The following is a 24,413-nucleotide window of genomic DNA, read 5'->3' on the forward strand; positions in this document are numbered from 1 at the left end:
ATCTGGAACAGCGCCCGCCCCATGTCCCCCGCCAGCCACCAGAGTTGGAGATCGGCCGGCCTGTACAGGTCGACGGCGATCTCGCCGGTGCGGATGCGCTCCATGAGGTCCTTCTCGGCGCCGCCGCCCTGGATGGCGAGCGTCGCGTACAGGCACTGGCCCAGCCACACGTAGGTGACGGCCTGCGCCTGGTCGTACCCGCCGAGATGGGGCTTCTCGTGCCACAGCGCGAGGTAGGTGTAGACGAGGATCACGCCGAAGACGGTGTTGGTGAACACCCCGGCCGCGGTGGCGATCCGATAGGTCGCATACCTTCGGAAGCCGCCTGCCGCGACGGTCAGATACAACCGCCCGGAGCCCACATCCACAGCCCTCCTCGCCCGCGCCCGGCACCGAAGCGCAGGAGCCTAGTGCGCGCGCAAGCGGGGCTGCCAGCCAATTTCCGGGTACCCGGCGCGAGAGTCCGGTCACTTTCCGATGACACGCGCGTTTTCCGGGAACGGAGCGCCCGATACGAGAGTCTTCAATGGGGGCGCAGTAGGCGTACGAGGGCGTACGGGAACGTACGACGCGAAACAGGAGTCCGTGCACGAGATGAGCGACGAGCCGCAGTCACAGGCGCAAGCGCCGAACGGGAAGGCCAAGCGGCCGAAGAGGACGGGCTGGCGGCGGATCATCCCGACCTGGCGGATGGTGCTGGGCACCTTCGTCATCGGCACGCTGCTGGTCGTCGGCCTGTTCTTCCTCGGCTACTCCCTGGTCAAGATCCCGCCGGCCAACGCGCTCGCGACGAAGCAGGCCAACGTCTACATGTACGCGGACGGCTCGGTGATCGCCCGCGACGGCCAGGTCAACCGGGAGAACGTCTCGCTCGCGCACATGTCCAAGGACGCCCAGCACGCGATCCTGGCCGCCGAGGACCGGGACTTCTACAGCGAGTCCGCCGTCGACCCCAAGGCGATGCTGCGGGCCGCCTGGAACACGGCCACCGGCAAGGGCAAGCAGTCCGGCTCCACGATCACCCAGCAGTACGTGAAGAACTACTACCTGCGCCAGGAGCAGTCCGTCACCCGCAAGGCGAAGGAGTTCATCATCGCGATCAAGCTGGATCGCGAGAAGACCAAGGCCGAGATCCTCGAGGGCTACCTCAACACCAGCTTCTTCGGCCGCAACGCGTACGGCATCCAGGCCGCCGCCCAGGCCTACTACGGCACGGACGCCAAGAGCCTCGACCCGGCCCGCGCCGCCTATCTGGCCGCGCTGGTCAACGCGCCGAGCGAGTACGACGTCGTCGCCCACCCCGAGAACAAGGCCGCGGCGGTGGCCCGCTGGAACTACGTCCTGGACGGCATGGTCACCAAGGGCTGGCTCAGCGAGAGCAAGCGGGCCGGCATGAAGTTCCCGATGCCGAAGGAGGCCTCGACCTCCACCAACCTGTCCGGTCAGCGCGGTTACATCGTGCAGATCGTCAAGGACTATCTGACCAAGAACAAGATCGTCAGCGCGGAGGACCTGGAGGCCGGCGGCTACCGCGTCACCACCACCCTCCAGAAGGACAAGCAGAACGCGTTCGTCGACGCGGTCAACGACCAGCTGATCTCCAAGCTGGACAAGAAGAACAACAAGGTCGACAACTACGTCCGCGCGGGCGGCGCCTCCGTCGACCCGAAGACCGGCAAGGTCGTCGCGATGTACAACGGCATCGACTACGTCAAGCAGTACACCCCGAACGCCACCCGCCGGGACTTCCAGGTCGGCTCCACGTTCAAGCCGTTCGTGTTCACCTCGGCCGTGGAGAACGACTCGACCACGCAGGACGGCCGCCAGATCACCCCGAACACGATCTACGACGGCACCAACGAGCGCCCGGTGCAGGGCTGGAACGGCACCTACGCCCCCGAGAACGAGGACCAGCACTCCTACGGCGACATCAGCGTCCGCACCGCCACCAACGACTCCGTCAACTCGGTGTACGCGCAGATGGCCGTCGACGTGGACCCGGAGAAGGTGAAGGACACCGCGATCGAGCTCGGCCTCCCCTCCAACACCCCCGACCTCCAGCCGTACCCGTCGATCGCCCTCGGCACCGCCACGGCCAGCGTCCTCGACATGGCGGAGGCCTACGCGACGCTCGCCAACCACGGCAAGCACGGCACGTACACGATGATCGAGAAGATCACCAAGGACGGCGCCGACGTCGTCGAGCTGCCCGAGCGCAAGACCTCCCAGGTCATCAGCCGCGAGGCCGCCGACACGACGACCTCCGTCCTGCAGAGCGTCGTCGACAGCGGCACCGCCACCGCCGCCCTGGCCGCCGGCCGGCCCGCGGCGGGCAAGACCGGTACGGCCGAGGAGGACACCGCCGCCTGGTTCGCCGGCTACACCCCGGATCTCGCCACCGTCGTCTCCGTCATGGGCCAGGACCCGGTCACGGCCAAACACAAGTCGCTGTACGGCGTGATGGGGCTGAACCGCATCAACGGCGGCGGGGCGCCCACCGACATCTGGGCCCAGTTCACCAAGGACGCCCTGAAGGGCAAGCCGGTCAGCGAATTCGACCTGGAGCTCCAGCAGGGCGCCGACGTGCCCCAGTACCCGACGACCGACCCGACCGAGGGTGACGAGGACACCGGCGACGAGGACGACGGCGGCACCACCGGCGCGACGACGACCGGCGGCCAGGACACCGAGGGCCAGACCGGGGGCGAGACCCCGGGCCAGACGGACGGCGGCACCACGGGCGACACGACCGGCGGCACCACGGACGGGGGCACGACGGACGGCGGCACGGACTCGGGTGGCACGGACACCGGCGGCACCACCGACGGAGGCACCACCGACGGCGGCACGGACTCGGGCGGTACGGACATCGGCGGTACGGACACCGGCGGCACCACGGGCGGGGACAGCTCCACCGGCGGGACCGACACCGGTGGAGGCGGAGGGACGTCCGGAAACACGGCCGGGACGCTGAGCACGACCCGCCGGCCGTGAGCGCCCGGGCTCAGTGACCGCTGGTCGCCTTGAGCCCCACCACGGCGACCAGCAGCAGGCAGACGAAGAAGATCCGCGCGGCGGTGGCGGGCTCCCCGAGCGCCACCATGCCGACCACCGCCGCACCGGCCGCACCGATGCCCACCCACACGCCGTAGGCGGTACCGATGGGCAGGGACTTCGCGGCGTAGGACAGCAGCAGCATGCTGGCGACGATGCCCGCGCCGGTGAACAGGCTGGGGACGAGCCGGGTGAATCCGTCGGTGTACTTCATACCGATCGACCAGCCGACCTCGAGCAGACCGGCGACGATGAGCAGAACCCAGGCCATGACAGGCACCTCCGAGACGTACGACGTGGAACGGGGTGCGTCGTCTTTGCCTGTGCCCGGTACGGCGCGTCTCGTCGGGTTCCTTCAAAGCTAGCAAGGAAGCGGCAAAAGGGGCTGGTGACGATGGTCACCAGCCCCTCGAACCGTCGAACCGGAGGTAGCGCGAGCTACAGGTAGAGCCCGGTCGAATCCTCCGACCCCTCGAAACGGTCGGCGGCCACGGCGTGCAGATCACGCTCGCGCATGAGCACGTACGCGACCCCACGCACCTCGACCTCGGCCCGGTCCTCCGGGTCGTACAGGACCCGGTCGCCGGGCTCCACGGTCCGGACGTTCTGTCCCACCGCGACGACCTCGGCCCAGGCCAGCCGGCGGCCGACGGCCGCGGTGGCGGGGATCAGGATGCCGCCACCCGAACGCCGCTCACCCTCGGTGGTGTCCTGCCGCACGAGTACTCGGTCGTGCAGCATCCGGATGGGCAGCTTGTCGTGGTGGGTGCTGTGCTCGTTTTTCTTGGCGCTCACGCTGTGAACCTACCTGCCTCCGCCGCCTGCGTACGCCGTCGGGTCCGCCGCCGCTCAGCCCCTGCGGCGCCGGGTGCCCAGGGCCAGCAGCCCCACGAGGCCGACGGCGACGAGCGCGACGGGCACGATGCGCTCCAGGCGGGGCGCGCCCTCCTCGTCGGTGAACTTGGCCGTCACACCGCTCACGGCCCGGTTGACCTCGACATAGGCCCGCCCGAGCGTGTGGTCGATGTTCGAGACGACCTTGGCCTTGGCGTCGCCGACGATCGTCCTGGGGTGCACCCGCACCCCGATCTCGTCGAGCGTCTCGGCCAGCGCTGCGCGGCGGGATTTGATGTCCGCCTCGATCTGCGCCGGTGTTCTGGTGTCCGACGTGTCCGCCACCGTACGGCCTCCGAAGTGAAGCTGATGCTGTTTCCGGACAGTCTGTCAGCTCAACGCCGGACCGCACTGTCAGGCTCCCCGGTTACGCTGGTTCGATGAGCGAGCGACTCCAGCCGGGGGACGTGGCCCCCGCCTTCACCCTGCCCGACGCCGACGGCCACGAGGTGTCCCTGTCGGACCACAAGGGCCGCAAGGTCATCGTGTACTTCTACCCGGCCGCCCTGACACCCGGCTGCACCAAGCAGGCCTGCGACTTCACGGACAACCTGGAGCTGCTGGCCGGCGCCGGATACGACGTCATCGGCGTCTCCCCGGACAAGCCGGAGAAGCTCGCCAAGTTCCGCGAGAAGGAGTCCCTGAAGGTCACGCTGGTGGGCGACCCGGACAAGAAGGTCCTGGAGGCCTACGGCGCCTTCGGCGAGAAGAAGCTCTACGGCAAGACGGTCGTGGGCGTCATCCGCTCGACCGTGATCGTGGACGAGGACGGCAAGGTCGAGCGGGCGCTGTACAACGTCAAGGCGACCGGCCACGTGGCGAAGATCATCAAGGATCTGGGCATCTGACGCGACTCTCGTCAGCCGAAAGCGGCCCGGACCGGGGAGACCCGGTCCGGGCCGTCTTGCATTTCGGGCGTGACTGTCCGATAAGCGGTTCGTTACTCCGTACGAGATCACGAACGGGTGGTCGAGAACGGAGGGGTTCGCATGGGGACCAGCGCGTACAGCAAGGAGCGGCTGGAGGAGGCGGCTCTGGGGGCGCGGACGTTGTCGGAGGCGTTGGGGAGGTTGGGGGTGGATCCGAAGAGTTCGACCCGACGGTACGTGCGGGAGCGGATGAAGATGCTGGGGGTGGACATCTCGCACTTCGAGCGGGAGGGGGTGAAGTGGACGCGGGAGATGCTTCAGGAGGCGGTTTCGACGTCGACGAACATGTGCGAGGTGCTGCGACGTCTCGAGCTTGAGGTGGTGGGCGGGCATCACACGCACATCAGCCGACGGATCAAGGCTTACGGCATCGACGTTTCTCACTTCCAGGTTCCGACGCAGCGGGGAAAGGTCTGGCGCCCCCGAACGCCAGAGGCTCTGCTTGTCGAGCAGCCGGTCGGCCAGGCGCGGCGCATCSCGAGTGATCGGCTCAGATGGGCGATGACGGCGACTGGCATGCCGGAGCGATGCGCCAGGTGCGGAACCGACGCGGTCTGGCGAGGGCGCCCCCTCCCACTGGAGATCGACCACATCGACGGCAACTGGCGGGACAACCGCATCGAGAACCTGCGGTTCCTGTGCCCCAACTGCCATTCGACAACGGACAGTTACCGGGGTCGCGGCAAAGGCAGGGCTTCATGAGCAGCGGCGGGCGATACACGCGGGAACGACTGACCGAAGCCGCCGCGCGGTGCTCCGACATTGACGAGGTCATCGCCTTCTTCGGCACCCGCCCGTACGGCCAACTGCGCCTCCATCTGTTCCGGCGCTTCGATCATTTCGGGATCGACGTCTCGCACATGTCCCGTCAGAGGCGAGCGAGGGCAGCATCCACAAGACCGACCGCCGACGAGTTGCGCGGAGCGGTCGAAGGAGCAACTTCCATCGCGGGTACGCTCCGCGCGCTGGGGATGGAGCCCTACAACACCAGGTTGCGGGCTCAGCTCCGCTGCTGGGTGACCGAGGACGCTCTCGACACCACCCACTTCCTGGGGCAGGCACATCAACGCGGCGGCCCGGGCACCACGCCGCTCAGGCGCGCCGGGGACATCCTGGTCCAGCACGACGGCACCCGTCGAACGAGAACCCATCTGCTCCGCAGGGCGCTCCTGGAAGTAGGCATGCCCGAGGAGTGCGCCGAGTGCGGAACCGGACCGGAGTGGCTCGGCTCGCCCATGACGCTGGAGGTCGATCACATCAACGGGGACTGGAGCGACGACCGGCGCGAGAACCTGCGATTACTGTGCCCCAACTGTCACGCGATCACCAGCACATGGTGCAGGGGAGGCAGCAGGCCGTGACCGAGTACCAGTAAGATGTACGTGGGGCCGTAGCCCAATTTGGCAGGAGGCACCACTTTTAGGTAGTGGACAGTGCGAGTTCGAGTCTCGTCGGCCCCACCTTCAGGGCGCGGCTCCCCACGGGCGCCGCGCCCTTCGGCGTTCTTGCGTGCCTTGCCTCAGCCCAACAGCTCCCTCATCACCGGCACCAACGCCCTGAACGCCTTCCCTCGATGGCTGATCGCGTTCTTCTCCTCCGGCGTCAGCTCGGCGCAGGTGCGGGTCTCGCCCTCCGGCTGGAGGATCGGGTCGTAGCCGAAGCCGCCCGTCCCTGCCGGTGTATGCCGTAGCACCCCCCGCAATTGCCCCTCGACCACCCGCTCCGTCCCGTCCGGCAACGCCAGCGCCGCTGCGCACGCGAAGTGCGCCCCCCGATGTGCGTCGTCGATGTCGCCCAGCTGGGCCAGGAGCAGGTCCAGGTTGGCCTTGTCGTCGCCGTGTCGGCCGGCCCAGCGGGCGGAGAAGATGCCGGGGGCGCCGTTGAGCACATCGACGCACAGCCCGGAGTCGTCGGCGACAGCGGGCAGTCCGGTCGCCTGTGCCAGGGCGTGGGCCTTGAGCAGCGCGTTCTCGGCGAAGGTGACGCCGGTTTCCTTGACGTCGGGAATCTCCGGGTACGCGTCCGCGCCGACGAGGTCGTGAGGGAGACCTGCGTCGGCGAGGATCGCCCGGAGCTCGGTGATCTTTCCGGCGTTACGGGTGGCGAGGATGAGGCGGGTCATGGGGACCAGTATCCCGGCCTCGCCACTGCGCTTACCCGTCGCGGGTGTTACGGCGTACAGACCTTGGTCAGCTCGCCCGCCGCGTCGGTGACCGGGCTGATGTCCGGCGTCTCGTCGCCGTTCTTCACGGCGTCCCGCACGTTGGTGACGGCCTGCTGAAGGTCGTCCACGGCCTTGTTGACGTCGGTGTTGTCGGTCTTGTCGCCGATCTTGTCGAGGTTCTTGTCGATGGAGGTCAGGGACTCCTCCAGCTGCGTCGGGTCGTTCGCGGCGCTCTCCACGGCCTGCTGGAGTTCCGTGACGCTGTCGGCGATGGCGTCGGCGGTCTGGACGCAGTCCAGCGCCTTGTTGACGGCGTCGCAGCCGGTGGTCAGCCCCGCCGTCAGCCCGACTGCCGCGATGGCTGCGGCGGCTATGGCGATACGGCTCCGGCGTCGTCGGCTCGTGGCCATGCTTGACGTTCCCTCCCTGCCCAGGCCTCGCAGGCCCCCGTTTCACTGGCCGAGCGCACAGCGGTGAGCCGTGCGCCCGTACCCCTAGTGACGCCGGGGAAGGCGGCGTGGTTGCCCGAGGGCCTGGCTCTTCTTGGTGTGGCCTTTACTTTTCGAGGACGGTATCAAGCGCCTTGCGCTGGACCTCGGCCAGCTCCCCGCACCCCGAAACGGCAAGGTCCAAAAGGGCGTTGAGCTCCTCGCGGGCGAACGGCTCGGCCTCGGCGGTTCCCTGGACCTCGACGAAGCGGCCGTCGCCGGTGCAGACGACGTTCATGTCGGTGTCGGCCTTCACGTCCTCCACGTAGCAGAGGTCGAGGAGGGGTACGCCGCCGACGATGCCGACCGAGACGGCGCTGACCGTGCCGGTGAGCGGCTTGCGGCCGGGCTTGATCAGCTTCTTGCCCTGGGCCCAGGAGACGGCGTCCGCGAGGGCGACGTAGGCGCCGGTGATGGCGGCCGTGCGGGTGCCGCCGTCGGCCTGGAGGACGTCGCAGTCGAGGACGATCGTGTTCTCGCCGAGCGCCTTGTAGTCGATGACCGCGCGCAGAGAGCGGCCGATGAGGCGGCTGATCTCGTGCGTACGGCCCCCGATCTTGCCCCGGACGGACTCGCGGTCGCCGCGGGTGTTGGTGGCGCGGGGCAGCATGGCGTACTCCGCGGTGACCCAGCCCTCGCCACTGCCCTTGCGCCAACGCGGGACGCCTTCGGTGAAGGAGGCGGTGCACAGGACCTTCGTGTCGCCGAAGGAGACGAGGACGGAGCCCTCCGCGTGCTTGCTCCAGGCACGTTCGATGGTGACCGTGCGGAGCTGTTCGGGGGTGCGGCCGTCGATTCGAGGAGTTGAGGAGGTAGCTGCCATGGCGTGAGCCTAGCCCCAGATACGGAAGGGGCCCCTCCCGCTGTGGGAAGGGGCCCCGTTCGGTGAGCGCGCAGGCTCACATCAGGTCTTCGATCTCCGCCGCGATCGGGTCGGCGTCGGTACCGATGACGACCTGGATGGCGGTGCCCATCTTCACGACGCCATGGGCGCCGGCGGCCTTCAGGGCGGCCTCGTCGACCAGCGAGGGGTCGCTGACCTCGGTGCGCAGCCGGGTGATGCAGCCCTCGATCTCCTCGATGTTGTCGATGCCACCGAGCCCGGCGACGATCTTCTCAGCCTTGCTGGCCATGTTCCTTCTCCCTGATCCGAACCGCTTTGTCGCAGTAACCCACAGTTGGCCCATCTTCGCGAGCGGTCATGTCGTCCCTGCCGAAGGATGGCGTTCACGACAGCGGAACCGTCCGAACAACTGGTCTACACCACCTTACCGAGGGGCGTCCATGAGTGCCGACAGCTCCGCCATCAGCCCCGCGCGCGCTCGCTGGAACACCGCGTTCCAGGGCCTGCAGAAGATGGGCCGCAGCCTCCAGCTCCCCATCGCCGTGCTGCCGGCCGCCGGCATCCTCAACCGCCTTGGCCAGCCGGACGTGTTCGGGGACGAGGGACTCGGCTGGACCGACGTCTCCAGGGTGATGGTGGGCGCGGGCGGCGCGCTGCTCGACGGTTCGCTCGGACTGCCGCTGCTGTTCTGCGTGGGTGTGGCCATCGGCATGGCGAAGAAGTCCGACGGCTCGACGGCGCTGGCGGCGGTCGCGGGGTTCCTCGTCTACTACAACGTGCTGCGCCAGTTCCCGGAGGACTGCCCCGAGGGCTCGAAGGCGGTCCCGAACGTCGGCTGCCAGGTGCAGGACGGCACGGTGACCGTCTTCGAGTACCAGAACCCCGGCGTGTTCGGCGGCATCGTGATCGGCCTGCTGGCCGCGTTCTTCTGGGCCCGCTACCACCGTACGAAGCTGGTGGACTGGCTCGGCTTCTTCAACGGCCGCCGGCTGGTGCCGATCATCATGGCGTTCGTGGCGATCGCGTTCGCGGCGCTGTGCCTGTGGGTGTGGCCGCCGATCGGTGACGCGCTGGAGAGCTTCAGCGACTGGATGAGCGACCTGGGTTCCTGGGGCGCGGGAGTGTTCGGTATCGCGAACCGCGCACTTCTCGTCGTGGGCCTGCACCAGTTCCTGAACGTGCCCATCTGGTTCCAGTTCGGCAGCTTCACCAAGCCGGACGGCACGGTGGTGCACGGCGACATCAACATGTTCCTCGCGGGCGACCCGACCGCCGGTCAGTTCACCTCGGGCTTCTTCCCGATCATGATGTTCGCCCTGCCGGCCGCGGCCCTCGCCATGACCCACTGCGCCAGACCGAGCCGCCGCAAGGAGGTCGGCGGCCTGATGCTGTCGGTGGCGCTGACGTCGTTCGTCACCGGCATCACGGAACCGATCGAGTACTCGTTCCTCTTCGTGGCGCCCCTGCTGTACGCGGTCCACGCCGTTCTGACGGGTGTGTCGATGGCGGTGACCTGGGGGCTGGGCGTGCACGACGGGTTCAGCTTCTCCGCCGGGCTGATCGACTACATCATCAACTGGAACCTGGCGACGAGACCGTGGGCGATGATTCCGATCGGCCTGTGTTTCGCCGTCGTCTATTACGTGATCTTCCGTTTCGCGATCACGAAGTTCGATCTCAGGACTCCGGGCAGGGAGCCCGAGGACCAGGTCGAGGACGTCACAAAGGTCTGAAAAAGGGCTTGATAACAGTCCAGAAAACCCTTGGGAATCGCGGGTTCCTTATCTCACCTTCATCGTGCTACAACAGGTCTACACCACTSAGTGGTGTAGACCACCACCCGATGGAGGAAGTCTATGAGCACCGCCACCTCGCCAACGGCGGCCCCCACAAAGAAGTGGGGATCCGGCCTGTTCCAGGGCCTTCAGAAGGTCGGCCGCAGCCTTCAGCTCCCGATCGCCGTGCTCCCGGCGGCGGGTCTCCTGCTCCGCTTCGGCCAGGCCGACGTGTTCGGCAAGGACGGGCTCGGCTGGGACAAGGTCGCCGCCGTGTTCGCCACCGCCGGTGGCGCGATCTTCGACAACCTGCCGATGCTGTTCTGTATCGGTGTCGCGATCGGCTTCGCCAAGAAGTCGGACGGCTCGACCGCGCTCGCCGGACTGGTCGGCTTCCTGGTCTACAGCAACGTACTGAAGGCGTTCCCGGTCACCGAGGCGAAGGTGCAGGCCGGCGAGGACATAGCCGCGACCTACAACAACCCCGGTGTCCTCGGCGGCATCATCATGGGTCTGCTGGCCGCGGTGCTGTGGCAGCGCTTCCATCGCACCAAGCTGGTCGACTGGCTCGGCTTCTTCAACGGCCGCCGGCTGGTCCCGATCATCATGGCCTTCGTCGGCACCGTCATGGGCGTCTTCTTCGGCCTGGTCTGGGAGCCGATCGGTGAGGTCATCTCCGACTTCGGCGAGTGGATGACCGGCCTCGGCGCCGTCGGCGCTGGTCTGTTCGGTCTGATCAACCGCGCGCTGATCCCGGTCGGCATGCACCAGTTCGTGAACACCGTCTCCTGGTTCCAGCTCGGTGACTTCAAGGACGCCGCCGGTGAGATCGTGCACGGCGACCTCAACCGCTTCTTCGCGGGTGACCCGACCGCCGGTCAGTTCATGTCGGGCTTCTTCCCGATCATGATGTTCGGTCTGCCGGCCGCCGCCATCGCCATCGCCCACTGCGCCCGCCCCGAGCGCCGCAAGGCCGTGATGGGCATGATGATCTCGCTCGCCCTGACCTCCTTCGTCACCGGCGTCACCGAGCCCATCGAGTTCGCGTTCATGTTCATCGCGCCGGTGCTGTACGTGATCCACGCGGTGCTCACCGCCCTGTCGATGGCGATCACCTGGGCGCTCGGCGTCCACGCGGGCTTCACCTTCTCCGCGGGCTTCATCGACTACGCGCTCAACTGGAACCTGGCGACCAAGCCATGGCTGATCATCCCGATCGGCCTCGTCTTCGCCGCGATCTACTACTCCGTCTTCCGCTTCGCCATCACGAAGTGGAACCTCCCCACCCCGGGCCGTGAGCCCGAGGAGGAGCTCGAGGACCTCACCAAGGCGTAGGCCCCCGGCACCACGAAGGCCCCGGAACCGCGACGGTTCCGGGGCCTTCTCGCGCATACGGGCCTGAACCCCGTACCGGCTGCTGTGGCCGGGCTAGATCTCGTACGTCTGCCTCGGCGCCGCGAGCACCACCGGACCGTCGTAGACCTCACGCGCGTCGGCCAGATTGACCTGGGGGTCGGTCCACGGCGGGATGTGGGTGAGGACGAGGCGGCGGGCGCCCGCGCGGGCCGCTGCCTGACCCGCCTCACGGCCGTTGAGGTGCAGGTCGGGGATGTTCTCCTTGCCGTGCGTGAAGGCGGCCTCGCACAGGAACAGGTCCGCGTCGCGGGCGAGTTCGTCCAGGGCGGTGCTGATGCCCGTGTCGCCCGAATAGGTCAGCGTCTTTCCACCGTGCTCGATGCGGATGCCGTACGCCTCCACCGGGTGGGCCACGCGTTCGGTGTGCACCGTGAAGGGGCCGATCTCGAAGGTGGACGGCTTGACCGTGTGGAAGTCGAAGACCTCGCTCATGGACGAGGCGGTGGGGGTGTCGGCGTAGGCGGTGGTCAGGCGCTGCTCGGTGCCCTCGGGTCCGTAGACCGGGATCGGGTCGCAGCGGCCGCCGTCGTGCCGGTAGTAGCGCGCGACGAAGTACGCGCACATGTCGATGCAGTGGTCGGCGTGCAGATGACTGAGGTAGATCGCGTCGAGGTCGTAGAGACCGCAGTGGCGCTGCAGCTCGCCAAGGGCACCGTTGCCCATGTCGAGAAGCAACCGGAAGCCGTCGGCCTCGACGAGGTAGCTCGAGCAGGCCGATTCCGCGGACGGGAACGACCCCGAGCAGCCGACGACGGTGAGCTTCATGAAACAGAAACCTCCGCTGGCGGGAAATCCAGAAGATCGGGAATGGGGCGTCGGGGGTCGTGCGGTTTGTCGAGCGTAAGGCGCAAAACCTCCGGTCGCTCCTCCGCAAAGGTCACTTGTGGGCGAACTCACCTGTGGTGTCACGCGTTCGGCTGGATATGGGGCGCGTGTAACGGCAGGTGCGTACGAAGCGCTCGCACACAGGGGTGGCGGGGGTGGGATCAGGAGTGAAAGAAGGCGCGCGGGCGGGGGTGCGCGCCGGTACCTTCGTCCTCATGGACACGTCCTGGTGGCTCGCGCTCGCGGCGGTGATACTGCTCGCGCTGGTCGCCACGCTCGTGGACGGGTGGGGGCGCGGCAGGCGTCCCCGAGGCCGGCGGACCCGACCGCCAGGTCGGCCGGGACGGCGGGCGTCGGCCCGTCCGGAGCCCGCCGAGATCTGGTGGGCGAAGGTGCCGTACGAGGACGGGCCGGGGGAAAAGGACCGGCCGTGTCTGGTGCTGGCGGTGCGCGGGCAGCGGGTGACCGTCGCGAAGATCACCAGCAAGTACCGCGACGAACGGTACGGCGTCATTCCGCTGCCGCCGGGCTCGGTCGGGGACACCCGGGGCCGGGCGAGCTTCCTGGAGACGGGTGAGCTGCGGCACGTACCGGTGTGCGACTTCCGGCGGCGGGTCGGGGTGATGGACCCGGCCGTGTGGGACCAGGTCCGCCACCTCGCGACTTAGGCCCGGGCGCCGCTCACGCCCAGAGCTGGCCCCGGAGGGTCTCGATCGCTTCCTCGGTCGTGGCCGCCGTGTAGACGCCCGTCGAGAGGTACTTCCAGCCGCCGTCGGCGACGACGAACACGATGTCCGCGCTCTCCCCCGCCTTCAGCGCCTTGTTGCCGACGCCGATCGCCGCGTGCAGGGCGGCGCCGGTGGAGATGCCCGCGAAGATGCCCTCCTGCTGGAGGAGTTCGCGGGTGCGGGTGACCGCGTCGGCCGAGCCGACCGAGAAGCGGGTGGTCAGGACCGAGGCGTCGTACAGCTCGGGTACGAAGCCCTCGTCGAGGTTGCGCAGGCCGTAGACGAGGTCGTCGTAGCGCGGTTCCGCCGCGACGATCTTCACGTCCGGCTTGTGCTCGCGCAGGAAGCGGCCGACGCCCATCAGGGTGCCGGTGGTGCCGAGGCCGGCGACGAAGTGGGTGACCGAGGGGAGGTCGGCGAGGATCTCCGGGCCGGTCGTGGCGTAGTGCGCGCCCGCGTTGTCCGGGTTGCCGTACTGGTAGAGCATCACCCAGTCGGGGTGCTCGGCCGACAGCTCCTTGGCGACCCGCACGGCGGTGTTGGAACCGCCCGCGGCGGGGCTGGGGATGATCTCCGCGCCCCACATGCCGAGCAGGTCCCGGCGCTCCTGCGAGGTGTTCTCGGGCATCACGCAGACCATGCGGTAGCCCTTGAGCTTGGCCGCCATCGCCAGCGAGATGCCGGTGTTGCCGCTGGTCGGCTCCAGGATCGTGCAGCCCGGGGTGAGGCGGCCGTCCTTCTCCGCCTGCTCGATCATGTGCAGGGCGGGGCGGTCCTTGACCGAGCCGGTGGGGTTGCGGTCCTCCAGCTTGGCCCAGATGCGGACGTCCTCGGACGGCGACAACCGCGGCAGGCACACCAGGGGGGTGTTGCCCACCGCGGCGAGCGGGGAGTCGTAACGCATGTGGATCAGGCCATACCGCCGGCCACGGCCGGCAGGATCGTGACGTTGTCGCCGTCGGTCAGCTTGGTGTTGATGCCGTCGAGGAAGCGGACGTCCTCGTCGTTCAGGTAGACGTTGACGAAGCGGCGCAGCTCGCCGGCGTCCACGATGCGGGCCTGGATGCCCGCATGCCGGGTTTCGAGGTCGGTGAACAGCTCGGCGAGGGTGTCCCCGTTGCCCTCCACCGCCTTCTGACCGTCGGTGTAGGTGCGGAGGATGGTGGGGATGCGGACCTCGATGGCCATGGTTGCGGGCTCCTGTCGGGAGTTAAGGGGTCGATGGGCACACGACGGCACGCCGCGGCTCACGGCCGTACGGCGGCAGGAACATCAACAGATGGCGCTGTTCAGCCTGCACAGGTCGACGTGCAGCCGCGCCACGAGCAGCACGCTCGGCGCCTTGTCGCTCACGTCGTTCAGAACCATGGGGTCATCGTATCGATTCCCTGTCACGGCCCTGGAGTGTGATCTCGCATGCTGGATGGATTCTGACCGAATGGTGGGATTCAGTACGCCTCCACCACCGTGACCTCCTCCTCCGTCACCTCGCCGTCGACGATCCGGAAGGAGCGGAACTGGAAGTCGCCGAGGCCGTCGGTGTCGGCGGTGGAGACCAGGACGTAGTGCGCGCCGGGCTCGTTGGCGTAGGAGATGTCGGTGCGCGAGGGGTAGGCCTCGGTGGCGGTGTGGGAGTGGTAGATGACCACGGGCTCCTCGTCGCGGTCGTCCATCTCGCGGTAGAGCTTGAGGAGGTCGCCCGAGTCGAACTCGTAGAACGTGGGCGACATGGCCGCGTTCAGCATCGGGATGAAACGCTCGGGGCGGTCCGAGCCGGCCGGGCCCGCGACGACGCCGCACGCCTCGTCGGGGTGGTCCTTGCGCGCGTGGGCGACGATCTGGTCGACGAGGGCCTGGGTGATGGTCAGCATGTTCGCCAGGATAAGCAAAGGGCCGCCCCGTACCGAGGGTTGGTACGGGGCGGCCCACATGCCGGACGTGGGGACGTCCTGGGTGTGGACGCCCTGAGCGGCGGCCGCAGGGAGCGCCACGAGTGCTCCCTGCGACGGACGTCCACGGTCTTGGCGTCAGCCGACCTTTTCGAGCTCGGGCTCGTCGCCGCCGCGAGCGGCGATCTGCGGGTTGCGGCTCTTGAGGATCGCCCAGCCGACGCCCAGGGCGACGGCCCAGCCGGCCGCGACGTACAGGCAGACCCGCGCGTCCTTGTCGTACGCGATCATGCCGGTCACTCCGACGAGGAAGAGGAGTGCGACCCAGCTGAAGACCGCCCCGCCGGGAGCGGGGAAGGACGAGGCACGCAGTCGGCCGGCGTCGACCGCGGCGCGGTAGCGGATGTGGCTGACGAGGATCATCATCCAGGTCCAGATGCCGGCCGCGGTGGCCACGGAGGTGACGTAGGTGAACGCCTTCTCCGGGACGACGTAGTTCAGGACGACGCCGATGCCCATGAGCGCCACGGAGACCGTGATGCCGACGGCGGGCGTCTTGCGGGAGTTGAGCTTGCCGAACGCCTGCGGGGCCTCGCTGTTGGCGGCGAGGTCGCGCAGCATCCGGCCGGTCGAGTACATGCCCGAGTTGCAGGACGACAGGGCCGCGGTGAGCACCACGAAGTTGACGATGCCCGCGGCGAGCGGGATGCCGATCTTGCCGAACGCGTGGACGAACGGGCTCTCGCCCGCGGTGAACTCGGTCCACTTGACGACGGAGAGGATCACCAGCAGCGCACCGACGTAGAAGACGATGATGCGCCAGGGCAGCGTGTTGATGGCCTTGGGCAGGGTCTTCTCGGGGTTCTCGGACTCGCCCGCGGTGACGCCGACCAGCTCGACGGCGAGGTAGGCGAACATGACGCCCTGGAGCGTCATCAGGCTGGAGCCGATGCCGTTCGGGAAGAAGCCGTCGTGCGACCAGAGGTTGGAGACGGCAGCGGTGTCACCGGCGTCGGAGAAGCCGAGGGTGAGCACGCCGAGCCCGATGACGATCATGCCGATGATGGCCGTGACCTTGATCATCGAGAACCAGAACTCGACCTCGCCGAAGATCTTGACGGAGATCAGGTTGACGCCGAAGAGCACCACCAGGAACACCAGGGCGCTGACCCACTGGGGGATCTCGGGGAACCAGAAGTGGATGTAGATCGCGGCGGCCGTGAGCTCGGCCATGCCGGTGACCACCCACATGAGCCAGTACGTCCAGCCCGTGACGAACCCGAAGAAGGGGCCGAGGAATTCGCGGGCGTACTCGGCGAAGGAGCCGGAGACGGGCCGGTACAGGAGCAGTTCGCCCAGGGCCCGCATGATGAAGAAGATGACGACGCCCGCGAGGGCGTACATGAGGATGATGCTGGGGCCGGCCTTCTCGATGTTCGCTCCGGCGCCCATGAACAGGCCGACGCCGATGGCGCCGCCGATCGCGATCATCTGGACCTGACGGCTGCCCAGGCCCCGCTCGTACCCCTCTTCCGGGGCTCCCGTGACCTTCTCGTCAGTGACCTTCGCAGAGGTCATGTGTAGTGCGCCTTTCTCCATGCCGACCCTGGCCTTCGACGGCCTCGGATCGGGTCTCGATCCCCCCGGATTGCTGGAGCTGAGCGGACTCGGGGCATGCCTGAGCTTCCCCGGTTCGCTCGTGCCAGGCCGACGATCCGTCGGCCACGTGGCGCACCCGGCCGAACATTCGGATGGTGCTCGCCGGGCGGTCGTGAAGATTTATCACGGCCGCAACAATGATCGGCGGGGCCGCTTGTGGCGCATCACACAGGAAGAACCGGACAAATACATCGCCGCCCCCCAGAGGGGGCGGCGGCGGTGACACGATCGTTATCCGGATTTGAGCGTCCGCTGAGCGAACACAAAATCGCCACAAGCAGGCACAAGAAGGCCGCTTTCTACGGCATGAGCGTCGTGACCAGCGTCTCCTGGAGCCCTCCCAGCCACAGGTACGCCATCACCATCGGCTTGCGCGGGTCCTCGTCCGGGAGCCGGTAGAGCAGGTCGGTGTCGTCCTCGTCGGTGATGTCCAGCCGGGAGCCGATGGCCAGGCGCAGGTCGTTCAGGGCGCCGAGCCACTGCTGGGACTCCTCGACGGAGAGCTTGAGCACCGCGCCGCCCTCACCGGCGGAGGAGGTGCTGAGCGCGTCGAGCGAGCGGACCACCGCGAGCGCGCTCTCACGCTTGCCGGCCCGCAGGTCGTTCTCGGTGTAGCGGCGGAACTCCGCGGAGTACGCGCGCTGCTCCTCGGCCTCCTTGGCCTGCGGGGTGCCCTCGGGGTCGCTGTAGGCGTCCGGGAACAGGCGCTTGAGGACCGGGTCGGCCGGCGGTTCGCTCGGGCCCTCGGCGAACAGCTCGGCGAGCGGGTCGTCGGGGGTGTCTTCGGCGGGGCCGGGGCCGATGAGCTCCAGGAGCTGCACGGCCAGCGACCGGATGATGGAGATCTCGACGTCGTCGAGGGCGACGGCCGCGCCGCCGCCGGGGAGCGGTTCGAAGGTTCCTGGCATGGAGACGATTCGCTACTTCCGGTCCTGCGGGCGAGGGGTCATTTGCGGTCGTGCTGAAGGGTGGCCCACAGGCCGTAGCCGTGCATGGCCTGCACGTCGCGTTCCATCTCCTCACGGGTACCGCTGGAGACGACCGCCCGGCCCTTGTGGTGGACGTCGAGCATCAACTTGGTGGCCTTGTCCTTGGGATAGCCGAAGTACGACTGGAAGACGTAGGTCACATAGCTCATGAGGTTGACCGGGTCGTTGTGCACGATCGTGACCCAGGGGACGTCCGGCTCGGGTACGGCGAAGGTCTCTTCCGCCGTTTCGGTGCGTTCGATCTCTACGGGAGCGGGTGACGTCACAGTGCCCATGCTGCCACCGGAGGGGGGTGGTCGCACAAATCCTCGGCGAACCCACGGGACCAAATCGTCAGACTGACGAGATGGGGGTACGATTCTCAGTCATGAACACAGCGGACCTTGGGCTGCCGGTGGATGTTCCCTCTACGGCGCTCTTCACGGACCAGTACGAGCTCACGATGCTGCAGGCGGCCCTCAAGGCGGGCACGGCCGAGCGGCGGAGCGTGTTCGAGGTCTTCACCCGGCGGCTGCCGAACGGGCGGCGCTACGGCGTCGTGGCCGGCACCGGCCGGGTCCTGGACGCAGTGGAGAACTTCCGCTTCGACCCGGACGTCCTCGGCTTCCTGCGCGAACGGAAGATCGTCGACGAGCAGACCCTCGCCTGGCTCGCGGACTACCGATTCTCGGGCGACGTCTGGGGCTACCCCGAGGGCGAGGTCTACTTCCCGGGCTCGCCGATCATGCGGGTCGAGGGCAGCTTCGCCGAGTGCGTGCTGCTGGAGACGGTGATCCTCTCCATCCTCAACCACGACTCCGCGATCGCCGCGGCCGCCTCCCGCATGTCGTCGGCAGCGGGCGAGCGCCCGCTCATCGAGATGGGCGCCCGGCGCACCCACGAGCTGGCGGCGGTGGCCGCCTCCAGGGCCGCGTACGTCGGCGGCTTCGCCTCCACCTCCGACCTCGCGGCCGGCTTCCGCTACGGCATCCCCACCGTCGGCACCAGCGCACACGCCTTCACCCTCCTGCACGACCGCGAGCGGGACGCCTTCCAGGCCCAGGTGAACTCCATGGGCCGGGGCACCACGCTGCTCGTGGACACCTACGACGTCGCCGAGGCGGTCCGTACGGCCGTCGAGGTCGCCGGGCCCGAGCTGGGCGCCGTCCGCATCGACTCGGGCGACCTGCTGCTGGTCGCGCACCGGGTCCGCCAGCAGCTGGACGAGCTGGGCGCGACGGGCACCCGGATCATCGTGACCTCGGACCTCGACGAGTACGCCATCGCCTCGCTGGCGGCGGCGCCGGTGGACGCGTACGGCGTCGGGACCCAGCTGGTGACCGGCTCCGGGCATCCGACCTGCTCGATGGTCTACAAGCTGGTCGCCCGCGCCGAGTCCGCCGAGGCCGGGGCGCCGCTGGTGCCGGTCGCCAAGAAGTCGACCGGCGGCAAGACCTCCATCGGCGGCCGCAAGTGGGCCGCCCGGCGCCTGGACGAGTACGGCGCCGCGGAGGCCGAGGTCATCGGCACGGGGGCGGTGCCGGCCGGGCTCGCCGACCGGCAGCTGCTGGTCGAGCTGATCAAGGGCGGCGCCGTGGTGGCGAGGGAGCCGCTGGACGTCGTACGGGACCGGCACGTGGCCGCCCGCGCGAATCTGCCGCTGTCCGCCACGCAGCTCTCGCGCGGGGAACCTGTCATTCCGACCGAGTACGTAAACGGGCGCTCGGGGAGCCGGCCGGGGGCGTGAAGCGAGCGCGCCCGGCGTGCTCACCCCATGCCCCCTCCCGCACCGCACCCGAAGTCTCTAGGCTCGGAGGTTCACGGCCGGGCCCGCACGCTCTCACCGTCCCGACCTCAGCGTCCATAACCGAAGGACACCGCCCATGCGCCGCGCCTTGATCGTCGTAGACGTGCAGAACGACTTCTGCGAGGGAGGCAGCCTCGCCGTGGCCGGCGGTGCCGACGTGGCCGCCGCCGTCACCGAGCTGATCGGGCAGGCGGCCGGGTCCGGCTACCAGCACGTCGTGGCCACCCGCGACCACCACATCGCGCCCGGCGGCCACTTCTCCGCCCACCCCGACTTCCGGCGCTCCTGGCCGGCGCACTGCGTCGCGGGCACGGAGGGGGTCGGGTTCCACCCGAACTTCGCCCCCGCGGTCGCCTCGGGCGCGATCGACGCCGTGTTCGACAAGGGGGCGTACGCGGCCGCTTACAGCGGGTTCGAGGGGGCCGACGAGAACGGCGTGAAGCTGGCGGACTGGCTGCGGGCCAGGGAGGTCTCGGAGGTGGACGTGGTGGGCATCGCCACGGACCACTGCGTGCGGGCCACCGCGCTGGATGCGGRGCGGGAGGGGTTCCGGACGCAGGTGCTGCTGGATCTGACCGCGGGGGTGGCCACGGAGACGACCGAGCGGGCACTGGAGGAGATGCGGGAGGCGGGCGTCGAGCTGTCCGGGAAGCCGGTGGTGGCGTAGCCGCGCCGCGAAGGTGCCGCGATCGGTCGTCCGGCGGCTGCCGCGCCGTCGTGGCTTGTCGCGCGGTTCCCCGCGCCCCTTACGGCGTTGCGGTGCCGCGCTCTCAGGACGTTGCCGCCGGGCGTCTCAGCAGGGCCCTGATCGGGTGCCACAGCTCCTGCATCAGTTCCGGGGCAGCCGTCGCGACACCGTTGTCGGGGGCCGTTCGCCATATCAGGCCGTCGGGGTGGTGGAGGACCGCCGTGATCTCGTCGGGGGTCGGTGGGGCGGCGTTGCCGCGCAGGTAGACGGCGCGCATGCCCAGGTTGCGGAGCCTGGTCAGGGCTCGGGCGCGGTTCTGGGCGTGGACGAGGACACGGACGCAGCCCGTGCCGTCGGCGGTGGGTCTGGGCAGGTTCAGAGCCACCACCACGCTGCCGGTCGGCAGCTTGCAGAAACCTCCTGCGGCCATGCGGTCACACCCCCGTGCGAGTCGGTGTCAATAAGGGAAGCACAGGGTGCACCTAAACACGACCGGCGGCAACCCGCCAAGGGGTCGCCGCCGATCATGCTCTGACCTGCTAAAACGCGGTTTACTTCACCGCTGGACCAACTTCGAGCTCGATCGCGGAGCCGTTCTTGGCCTCCTTGACGATCTTGATCTTGGTGTTGGTGTCAGTGATCTTGACGCCCGCGGTCGGGGTCAGCGCGTCGTAGTACGTGTTGGTGCGGTCGTTGAAGACCGACACCCCCGCACTCGACGGGATCTTGGTCAGGACGTCGGCGTTGTGCAGGTTGATGGCGTCCGTCCGGAACTTGCTGAAGGGCGAGTCGTAGGACTGGATGCGGTTGCGCATCACCGTGCCGTCGGCCCACTTCAGCGCCGCCGGGTGCGAGTCGATCGGCAGGACCAGGCCGACACCGGGGTGCACGCTGGTGTTGTTGTCCGCCTGGGAGGTGTCCCACTTCCAGATCAACAGGCCGTTCTGGTACGCGTAGTGCTCCACCCAGTCCGGACGGACCCCGGCGAAGCCGAAGTTGTACGGGCCGGTCTTCAGCGTCTTGTCGTACGACACGTACTGACGGTTCTCGGCGATGTAGTACTGCGCGTAGTCGTCCGTGATGGACGCGCCGATGCGGGAGAAGCCCTTGGTCTTCCAAGCGGCGTCCGCACTCTCCGCGTTGTCGGAGAACAGGGCCGTGCCGTCGGCGGTCACGGTGATCTGGTCGGCCGCGAAGCCCTTCTGGGCCACGCCGCCGTCCGTCTGGTAGCGGAAGCGCAGGTCGATCTTCTTGCCCGCGTAGGCATTCAGCGGGAAGACCAGCTTCTTGAACGCGTCCACCGAGCCGGTCAGCGCGGGCTTGCCGCTGGCGTCCTTCGGGAGGGCCGCACCGTCGACGGTGCCGTCGACCGCGGTCCAGTTGGCGCCGCCGTCGGTCGAGACCTCGGTGTAGAGGTAGTCGAACTCGGCCTCGATGTCGTACCAGCCGTCCAGCGTCAGCGAGGCGGCGGACTTGCCCGTGAGGTCCACGGAACGGGTCAGCGTGTTGGCGAGGTTGTCGCCGCTGCCGCTCCACCACTGGTTCGCACCCTGCGCCGGCTGCACGATCTGGGTGGTGACCCGCTTCTTGGGCAGCTCGACCACGAGAGCCTGCTTGTGCTTGGTGTTGTACTCGGCGACACCCAGCTTGTGCCACGAGCTCGTGGCGGCCTTGGCCGTGTCGTACTTCAGCCAGCCCAGCTGCAGCTTGTCCCAGGCGGTCATGTCGCCGGGCAGGTTACCGATCTCCTGCTTGCCGGTTCCGAGCCAGGAACCGGAGGACATGAGGGTCCAGAAGCCGGTGGAGTTGTCGCCGTTGCCGGTGGTGTCGTAGTGGTCCGGCAGACCGAGGTCGTGGCCGTACTCGTGGGCGTAGACACCCAGGCCGCCGTTCTCGGGCTGGACGGTGTAGTCGCCGACCCAGATGCCGGTGGAGCCGACCTGCGCGCCGCCCAGCTTGTTGCCGTTGGGGCCGGTGGCACCCGCGTCGGTGCCGAACGCGTACCAGCGGTGGGCCCAGATCGCGTCGGTGCCCTGCGCACCGCCGCCCGCGGACTCGTCCTCACCGGCGTGCACGATCTGGAAGTGGTCGATGTAGCCGTCGGCCTCGTTGAAGTCGCCGTCGCCGTCGAAGTCGTAGCGGTCCCACTGGTCGAACTTCGCGACGTCCGCCTTGACCTCGGCGTCGGTCTTCCCAGCTGCCTTCTGCTGGGCGACCCACGCGGTCAGGCCGTCGCTCACGACGTTCCAGACGCTGGAGCAGTTGGTCTGGCCGCAGGCGTTGTTGCCGTAACGGGCCTCGTTGTAGGGGACCTTGACCCAGTCGGCGACCTCGCCTTCGACCGAGTAGCGGCCCGAGGACTGCTTCTCGTAGTACTTCTTCACCGACTCGGTCTTCTTGCCGGTGCCGAAGTAGAGGTCCTGGTAGTGCTTCTGGTTGTAGTCGGCCTGCCACGCCGTGGAGTTGTCCTTGGCGCGGTCGGGCTCGGCTATCTGGTTGTGGGCCGGGCCGGCCGTGCCGCCGAACTCGCTGAGCTTGTCGCCGAACTCGACCAGGATCGTGAAGATCTTGTCGGTCTTCTCGCGGCCGAGCTCGACGTACTTGCTGTCGCCCTTCTTGCTCTTGAGCTGGACGACCTGCGAGCCCTCGCGCTTGGTCACCTTGGCATCGCCGGATATGACCTGATTCAGGGCTTCTTCGCGCTGGGCCTCCTGAGTCTTGGTCATCGGGCCGTCGAGGTTGTGGTCGGCGTGAGTGTTCTCCGCCGGGTCGTGCCGCTCCACGGAAGCAGGCGCGCCTTCGTCGGCCTGAGCCACCGCGAAGGTCGAGAAAGTCGCCGCCGCCGTCGCGAGCGCTACGGCGGTAGCCGCCGCTCTGAACGTCCAGGGTCTACTGGTCACTTGAGATCCTCCCCCGCGCCGGGCGCGCGGAAGGAGGGTCCTGGTCATGGAGGATCCGCGCACGTGATCAACGCGTGTAGTCAAGTGACGACATTTGACTAGAGGTTAAGCAGAAAAGACAGACCTTGACTTGCACAAGTCAATTGCACTATGCGAAGTCGATGTTCGTTTAGCGAACAACGACCTTTCGGTTAACGGGCGCGCGGCGCCGTCCACTTGCTGGACGCCATGACTCCGTGCGCCCCCTGTGCACCGGCACTGTTGGTTAGGTCACGCTTACGGTTTGTTCCACTCGGGCATGCACGCGGTTAGAGTCGGATGGCGGAACGCCCGGACGTCGGCGGAAAGCCAGGCCGAGACCCCCGTGCACCCCTGATTCCGAGGACACGATGATCATGCCTCGTCCGACTGCCGCACAGCTCGCCTACGGCTCGTGCACCGTGCTCTTCTCCACTCTCGCCATGCTGCTGCTGTCACAGACCAGTTCGGGTGTGGGGATCGCGGTCATCGCCGTATCGGCGCTCATGCTCGGGTTGCTGGTCGCCATGACCGTACCCATGCCGAAGAGGACCCGCGTGGTGGCGGTGCGCAAGCCCGCCGCCGCGGAACAGGAGAAGGCGGAGGAGCCCGCGCTCTCCCAGTCCTGACGTTCGTCCCGGTTCTGACGTTCGTCCCGGTTCTGACGTTCGTCCCGGTTCTGGTTCGTCAGCTGCCCGTGCTGACCACCACCGTCTTGGCCGCCTTGTCGTGCAGCCCCTGCTTGTAGGGCCGGTCGAAGTAGCTCCAACCGCCACAGATCGCCGTCCAGATACAGGCGCAGCAGAACGCGAACGGGATCCACAGCACCGCCGCACGGATCAGGTTGGTCTGCACGGACGGTGTGGCGCCGTTGTCGAGGTTGGCCACCCGCAGGTTGAGCAGCTTCTTGCCGAGGGTCTGCCCCGTGCGGACGGTCAGGGCGGTGTCGTACGCGATGTAGAGCACGGCGGCGATCGCCGACTGGGCGAGGGACTTGCCGTACTCGACCTTGTCGGTGTCCACGTCGAGTTCGGTGACCCCGAATCCCCAGGTGAGCAGCCAGACGACGATGCCCACCAGGATCATGTCGAGGATGCGGGCCAGCGTGCGCTTGCCGCTGTCGGCGAGCGGCGGCATTCCGGCGAGCGGGTCGGCGGGGTAACCGCCACTGCCGTACGGATCACCGCCGTAGGGGCCACCGCCGGGCGGAGGCGGGGGCTGGCCGCCGTACGGAGGCTGATCACCGTACGGCGAACCCGGGCCGCCGGGCGGCGGGGGCTGCTTCCTGAACGGGTCGTCTTCCGGGGGCTGCTGCCCGGAGCCGGGAGGCGGTTCGCTGCTCATGGCCCCGAGTCGACCGCGAACCT

The 24,413-nt window shown here is 68.2% G+C and carries 28 protein-coding genes, 1 tRNA gene, 1 pseudogene and 1 riboswitch; of the genes and pseudogenes, 11 read left to right on the top strand and 19 right to left on the bottom strand.

The window, feature by feature from the left end:
• A pseudogene (locus tag EAO75_RS37215) lies at positions 1-362 on the bottom strand (ABC transporter permease); the annotation flags it as partial.
• Positions 363-594: 232 nt separating this feature from the next.
• Here EAO75_RS37215 and EAO75_RS37220 point away from each other — a divergent pair.
• On the top strand, positions 595-2,994 hold the full coding sequence (locus tag EAO75_RS37220; RefSeq protein ID WP_147999528.1) for a transglycosylase domain-containing protein: 2,400 nt from the start codon (positions 595-597) through the stop codon (positions 2,992-2,994).
• A 10-nt stretch (positions 2,995-3,004) separates the two neighbouring features.
• Here the strand turns inward: EAO75_RS37220 and EAO75_RS37225 are convergent, their stop codons facing one another.
• From EAO75_RS37225 to EAO75_RS37235, 3 genes are all read right to left on the bottom strand, one after another.
• Positions 3,005-3,325 (bottom strand): DMT family transporter, encoded by a 321-nt coding sequence (locus tag EAO75_RS37225; protein ID WP_147999529.1) that lies wholly within the window; start codon positions 3,323-3,325, stop codon positions 3,005-3,007.
• Between the two features lie 34 nt (positions 3,326-3,359).
• Positions 3,360-3,430: riboswitch (guanidine-III (ykkC-III) riboswitch) on the bottom strand.
• Between the two features lie 62 nt (positions 3,431-3,492).
• The gene (locus tag EAO75_RS37230) at positions 3,493-3,849 is read right to left on the bottom strand and encodes a GroES family chaperonin (protein ID WP_147999530.1); all 357 of its coding nucleotides are present in this window, start codon (positions 3,847-3,849) and stop codon (positions 3,493-3,495) included.
• A gap of 54 nt (positions 3,850-3,903) precedes the next feature.
• Entirely contained in the window at positions 3,904-4,233 is a 330-nt protein-coding gene (locus EAO75_RS37235) for a DUF3618 domain-containing protein (RefSeq protein ID WP_147999531.1), read from the bottom strand.
• Positions 4,234-4,328: 95 nt separating this feature from the next.
• Here EAO75_RS37235 and bcp point away from each other — a divergent pair, with 95 nt between their 5' ends.
• The 4 genes from bcp (at position 4,329) to EAO75_RS37255 (ending at position 6,337) form a co-directional block, all read left to right on the top strand.
• Positions 4,329-4,796, top strand: coding sequence for a thioredoxin-dependent thiol peroxidase (gene bcp, locus EAO75_RS37240; RefSeq protein ID WP_147999532.1), 468 nt, complete (start codon positions 4,329-4,331; stop codon positions 4,794-4,796).
• 141 nt (positions 4,797-4,937) lie between these two features.
• On the top strand, positions 4,938-5,579 hold the full coding sequence (locus EAO75_RS37245; protein ID WP_147999533.1) for an HNH endonuclease signature motif containing protein: 642 nt from the start codon (positions 4,938-4,940) through the stop codon (positions 5,577-5,579).
• Complete coding sequence (locus tag EAO75_RS37250; protein WP_147999534.1) at positions 5,576-6,238, top strand: HNH endonuclease; 663 nt, start codon at positions 5,576-5,578, stop codon at positions 6,236-6,238. Before EAO75_RS37245 ends, EAO75_RS37250 begins: the two co-directional genes overlap by 4 nt.
• Positions 6,239-6,261: 23 nt before the next feature.
• Positions 6,262-6,337: transfer RNA gene (locus EAO75_RS37255), tRNA-Leu, on the top strand.
• A gap of 59 nt (positions 6,338-6,396) precedes the next feature.
• Here the strand turns inward: EAO75_RS37255 and rdgB are convergent.
• The 4 genes from rdgB to EAO75_RS37275 all read right to left on the bottom strand — a co-directional run bounded on the left by rdgB (position 6,397) and on the right by EAO75_RS37275 (position 8,662).
• Positions 6,397-6,999 carry an RdgB/HAM1 family non-canonical purine NTP pyrophosphatase gene (rdgB, locus tag EAO75_RS37260; protein ID WP_147999535.1) on the bottom strand — a complete coding sequence of 201 codons (603 nt, stop codon included), beginning with the start codon at positions 6,997-6,999 and terminating at the stop codon, positions 6,397-6,399.
• A gap of 47 nt (positions 7,000-7,046) precedes the next feature.
• Positions 7,047-7,451, bottom strand: a complete 405-nt coding sequence (locus EAO75_RS37265) for a hypothetical protein (protein ID WP_147999536.1) — start codon at positions 7,449-7,451, stop codon at positions 7,047-7,049.
• Positions 7,452-7,596: 145 nt separating this feature from the next.
• Positions 7,597-8,352, bottom strand: coding sequence for a ribonuclease PH (rph, locus tag EAO75_RS37270; protein WP_147999537.1), 756 nt, complete (start codon positions 8,350-8,352; stop codon positions 7,597-7,599).
• 76 nt (positions 8,353-8,428) lie between these two features.
• Positions 8,429-8,662: a glucose PTS transporter subunit EIIB gene (locus tag EAO75_RS37275; protein ID WP_147999538.1), complete on the bottom strand. Its 234-nt coding sequence runs from the start codon at positions 8,660-8,662 to the stop codon at positions 8,429-8,431.
• 151 nt (positions 8,663-8,813) lie between these two features.
• Here EAO75_RS37275 and EAO75_RS37280 point away from each other — a divergent pair, with 151 nt between their 5' ends.
• Together EAO75_RS37280 and EAO75_RS37285 are read left to right on the top strand one after the other, a co-directional pair.
• Entirely contained in the window at positions 8,814-10,106 is a 1,293-nt protein-coding gene (locus EAO75_RS37280; protein WP_147999539.1) for a PTS transporter subunit EIIC, read from the top strand.
• Positions 10,107-10,229: 123 nt separating this feature from the next.
• Positions 10,230-11,483, top strand: a complete 1,254-nt coding sequence (locus tag EAO75_RS37285; RefSeq protein WP_147999540.1) for a PTS transporter subunit EIIC — start codon at positions 10,230-10,232, stop codon at positions 11,481-11,483.
• Between the two features lie 93 nt (positions 11,484-11,576).
• Here the strand turns inward: EAO75_RS37285 and EAO75_RS37290 are convergent, their stop codons facing one another.
• Positions 11,577-12,329, bottom strand: coding sequence for an MBL fold metallo-hydrolase (locus EAO75_RS37290; protein WP_147999541.1), 753 nt, complete (start codon positions 12,327-12,329; stop codon positions 11,577-11,579).
• Positions 12,330-12,604: 275 nt separating this feature from the next.
• On the opposite strand from EAO75_RS37290, the gene EAO75_RS37295 reads away from it, so the two are divergent.
• Entirely contained in the window at positions 12,605-13,057 is a 453-nt protein-coding gene (locus EAO75_RS37295) for a type II toxin-antitoxin system PemK/MazF family toxin (RefSeq protein WP_147999542.1), read from the top strand.
• Positions 13,058-13,070: 13 nt separating this feature from the next.
• Here EAO75_RS37295 and EAO75_RS37300 read toward each other — a convergent pair whose 3' ends face one another.
• The 7 genes from EAO75_RS37300 to clpS all read right to left on the bottom strand — a co-directional run bounded on the left by EAO75_RS37300 (position 13,071) and on the right by clpS (position 17,929).
• Positions 13,071-14,021, bottom strand: a complete 951-nt coding sequence (locus EAO75_RS37300; RefSeq protein WP_147999543.1) for a PLP-dependent cysteine synthase family protein — start codon at positions 14,019-14,021, stop codon at positions 13,071-13,073.
• 5 nt (positions 14,022-14,026) lie between these two features.
• On the bottom strand, positions 14,027-14,305 hold the full coding sequence (locus EAO75_RS37305) for a MoaD/ThiS family protein (protein WP_147999544.1): 279 nt from the start codon (positions 14,303-14,305) through the stop codon (positions 14,027-14,029).
• Positions 14,306-14,389: 84 nt separating this feature from the next.
• On the bottom strand, positions 14,390-14,485 hold the full coding sequence (locus tag EAO75_RS48355) for a putative leader peptide (RefSeq protein ID WP_311737150.1): 96 nt from the start codon (positions 14,483-14,485) through the stop codon (positions 14,390-14,392).
• Positions 14,486-14,565: 80 nt separating this feature from the next.
• Entirely contained in the window at positions 14,566-14,988 is a 423-nt protein-coding gene (locus tag EAO75_RS37310; RefSeq protein WP_147999545.1) for a Mov34/MPN/PAD-1 family protein, read from the bottom strand.
• Between the two features lie 156 nt (positions 14,989-15,144).
• Positions 15,145-16,584 carry an amino acid permease gene (locus EAO75_RS37315; protein WP_147999546.1) on the bottom strand — a complete coding sequence of 480 codons (1,440 nt, stop codon included), beginning with the start codon at positions 16,582-16,584 and terminating at the stop codon, positions 15,145-15,147.
• A 380-nt stretch (positions 16,585-16,964) separates the two neighbouring features.
• Positions 16,965-17,573 (bottom strand): DUF2017 domain-containing protein, encoded by a 609-nt coding sequence (locus EAO75_RS37320; protein ID WP_147999547.1) that lies wholly within the window; start codon positions 17,571-17,573, stop codon positions 16,965-16,967.
• 38 nt (positions 17,574-17,611) lie between these two features.
• Positions 17,612-17,929, bottom strand: a complete 318-nt coding sequence (gene clpS / locus EAO75_RS37325) for an ATP-dependent Clp protease adapter ClpS (RefSeq protein WP_147999548.1) — start codon at positions 17,927-17,929, stop codon at positions 17,612-17,614.
• Positions 17,930-18,021: 92 nt separating this feature from the next.
• Here clpS and EAO75_RS37330 point away from each other — a divergent pair, with 92 nt between their 5' ends.
• Together EAO75_RS37330 and EAO75_RS37335 are read left to right on the top strand one after the other, a co-directional pair.
• On the top strand, positions 18,022-19,380 hold the full coding sequence (locus EAO75_RS37330; RefSeq protein WP_147999549.1) for a nicotinate phosphoribosyltransferase: 1,359 nt from the start codon (positions 18,022-18,024) through the stop codon (positions 19,378-19,380).
• Positions 19,381-19,516: 136 nt separating this feature from the next.
• Complete coding sequence (locus EAO75_RS37335; RefSeq protein WP_147999550.1) at positions 19,517-20,107, top strand: isochorismatase family protein; 591 nt, start codon at positions 19,517-19,519, stop codon at positions 20,105-20,107.
• A 103-nt stretch (positions 20,108-20,210) separates the two neighbouring features.
• Here EAO75_RS37335 and EAO75_RS37340 read toward each other — a convergent pair whose 3' ends face one another.
• Together EAO75_RS37340 and EAO75_RS37345 are read right to left on the bottom strand one after the other, a co-directional pair.
• Positions 20,211-20,558 (bottom strand): hypothetical protein, encoded by a 348-nt coding sequence (locus EAO75_RS37340; protein ID WP_147999551.1) that lies wholly within the window; start codon positions 20,556-20,558, stop codon positions 20,211-20,213.
• A gap of 121 nt (positions 20,559-20,679) precedes the next feature.
• Entirely contained in the window at positions 20,680-23,028 is a 2,349-nt protein-coding gene (locus tag EAO75_RS37345; RefSeq protein ID WP_147999552.1) for an immune inhibitor A domain-containing protein, read from the bottom strand.
• A 389-nt stretch (positions 23,029-23,417) separates the two neighbouring features.
• Here EAO75_RS37345 and EAO75_RS37350 point away from each other — a divergent pair, with 389 nt between their 5' ends.
• On the top strand, positions 23,418-23,675 hold the full coding sequence (locus EAO75_RS37350; protein ID WP_147999553.1) for a hypothetical protein: 258 nt from the start codon (positions 23,418-23,420) through the stop codon (positions 23,673-23,675).
• 58 nt (positions 23,676-23,733) lie between these two features.
• On the opposite strand, the gene EAO75_RS37355 is transcribed toward EAO75_RS37350, so the two are convergent.
• The gene (locus EAO75_RS37355) at positions 23,734-24,390 is read right to left on the bottom strand and encodes an RDD family protein (protein WP_147999554.1); all 657 of its coding nucleotides are present in this window, start codon (positions 24,388-24,390) and stop codon (positions 23,734-23,736) included.
• Positions 24,391-24,413: the final 23 nt, after the last annotated feature.

The sequence above is a fragment of the Streptomyces sp. UW30 genome, assembly GCF_008042075.1.
GTDB lineage: Bacteria > Actinomycetota > Actinomycetes > Streptomycetales > Streptomycetaceae > Streptomyces.

What these genes read in the sequence shown, in the direction of transcription:
- EAO75_RS37320 (WP_147999547.1), bottom strand. Translation starts at nt 17,573, where the DNA reads ATGCCAGGAACCTTCGAACCGCTCCCCGGCGGCGGCGCGGCCGTCGCC.
- EAO75_RS37350 (WP_147999553.1), top strand. Translation starts at nt 23,418, where the DNA reads ATGATCATGCCTCGTCCGACTGCCGCACAGCTCGCCTACGGCTCGTGC.
- EAO75_RS37300 (WP_147999543.1), bottom strand. Translation starts at nt 14,021, where the DNA reads ATGCGTTACGACTCCCCGCTCGCCGCGGTGGGCAACACCCCCCTGGTG.
- EAO75_RS37340 (WP_147999551.1), bottom strand. Translation starts at nt 20,558, where the DNA reads ATGGCCGCAGGAGGTTTCTGCAAGCTGCCGACCGGCAGCGTGGTGGTG.
- EAO75_RS37310 (WP_147999545.1), bottom strand. Translation starts at nt 14,988, where the DNA reads ATGCTGACCATCACCCAGGCCCTCGTCGACCAGATCGTCGCCCACGCG.
- EAO75_RS37220 (WP_147999528.1), top strand. Translation starts at nt 595, where the DNA reads ATGAGCGACGAGCCGCAGTCACAGGCGCAAGCGCCGAACGGGAAGGCC.
- EAO75_RS37265 (WP_147999536.1), bottom strand. Translation starts at nt 7,451, where the DNA reads ATGGCCACGAGCCGACGACGCCGGAGCCGTATCGCCATAGCCGCCGCA.
- EAO75_RS37285 (WP_147999540.1), top strand. Translation starts at nt 10,230, where the DNA reads ATGAGCACCGCCACCTCGCCAACGGCGGCCCCCACAAAGAAGTGGGGA.
- rdgB (WP_147999535.1), bottom strand. Translation starts at nt 6,999, where the DNA reads ATGACCCGCCTCATCCTCGCCACCCGTAACGCCGGAAAGATCACCGAG.
- EAO75_RS37280 (WP_147999539.1), top strand. Translation starts at nt 8,814, where the DNA reads ATGAGTGCCGACAGCTCCGCCATCAGCCCCGCGCGCGCTCGCTGGAAC.
- EAO75_RS37305 (WP_147999544.1), bottom strand. Translation starts at nt 14,305, where the DNA reads ATGGCCATCGAGGTCCGCATCCCCACCATCCTCCGCACCTACACCGAC.
- EAO75_RS37290 (WP_147999541.1), bottom strand. Translation starts at nt 12,329, where the DNA reads ATGAAGCTCACCGTCGTCGGCTGCTCGGGGTCGTTCCCGTCCGCGGAA.
- EAO75_RS37355 (WP_147999554.1), bottom strand. Translation starts at nt 24,390, where the DNA reads ATGAGCAGCGAACCGCCTCCCGGCTCCGGGCAGCAGCCCCCGGAAGAC.
- EAO75_RS37275 (WP_147999538.1), bottom strand. Translation starts at nt 8,662, where the DNA reads ATGGCCAGCAAGGCTGAGAAGATCGTCGCCGGGCTCGGTGGCATCGAC.
- bcp (WP_147999532.1), top strand. Translation starts at nt 4,329, where the DNA reads ATGAGCGAGCGACTCCAGCCGGGGGACGTGGCCCCCGCCTTCACCCTG.
- rph (WP_147999537.1), bottom strand. Translation starts at nt 8,352, where the DNA reads ATGGCAGCTACCTCCTCAACTCCTCGAATCGACGGCCGCACCCCCGAA.
- clpS (WP_147999548.1), bottom strand. Translation starts at nt 17,929, where the DNA reads ATGGGCACTGTGACGTCACCCGCTCCCGTAGAGATCGAACGCACCGAA.
- EAO75_RS37250 (WP_147999534.1), top strand. Translation starts at nt 5,576, where the DNA reads ATGAGCAGCGGCGGGCGATACACGCGGGAACGACTGACCGAAGCCGCC.
- EAO75_RS37295 (WP_147999542.1), top strand. Translation starts at nt 12,605, where the DNA reads ATGGACACGTCCTGGTGGCTCGCGCTCGCGGCGGTGATACTGCTCGCG.
- EAO75_RS37315 (WP_147999546.1), bottom strand. Translation starts at nt 16,584, where the DNA reads ATGACCTCTGCGAAGGTCACTGACGAGAAGGTCACGGGAGCCCCGGAA.
- EAO75_RS37330 (WP_147999549.1), top strand. Translation starts at nt 18,022, where the DNA reads ATGAACACAGCGGACCTTGGGCTGCCGGTGGATGTTCCCTCTACGGCG.
- EAO75_RS37225 (WP_147999529.1), bottom strand. Translation starts at nt 3,325, where the DNA reads ATGGCCTGGGTTCTGCTCATCGTCGCCGGTCTGCTCGAGGTCGGCTGG.
- EAO75_RS48355 (WP_311737150.1), bottom strand. Translation starts at nt 14,485, where the DNA reads ATGGTTCTGAACGACGTGAGCGACAAGGCGCCGAGCGTGCTGCTCGTG.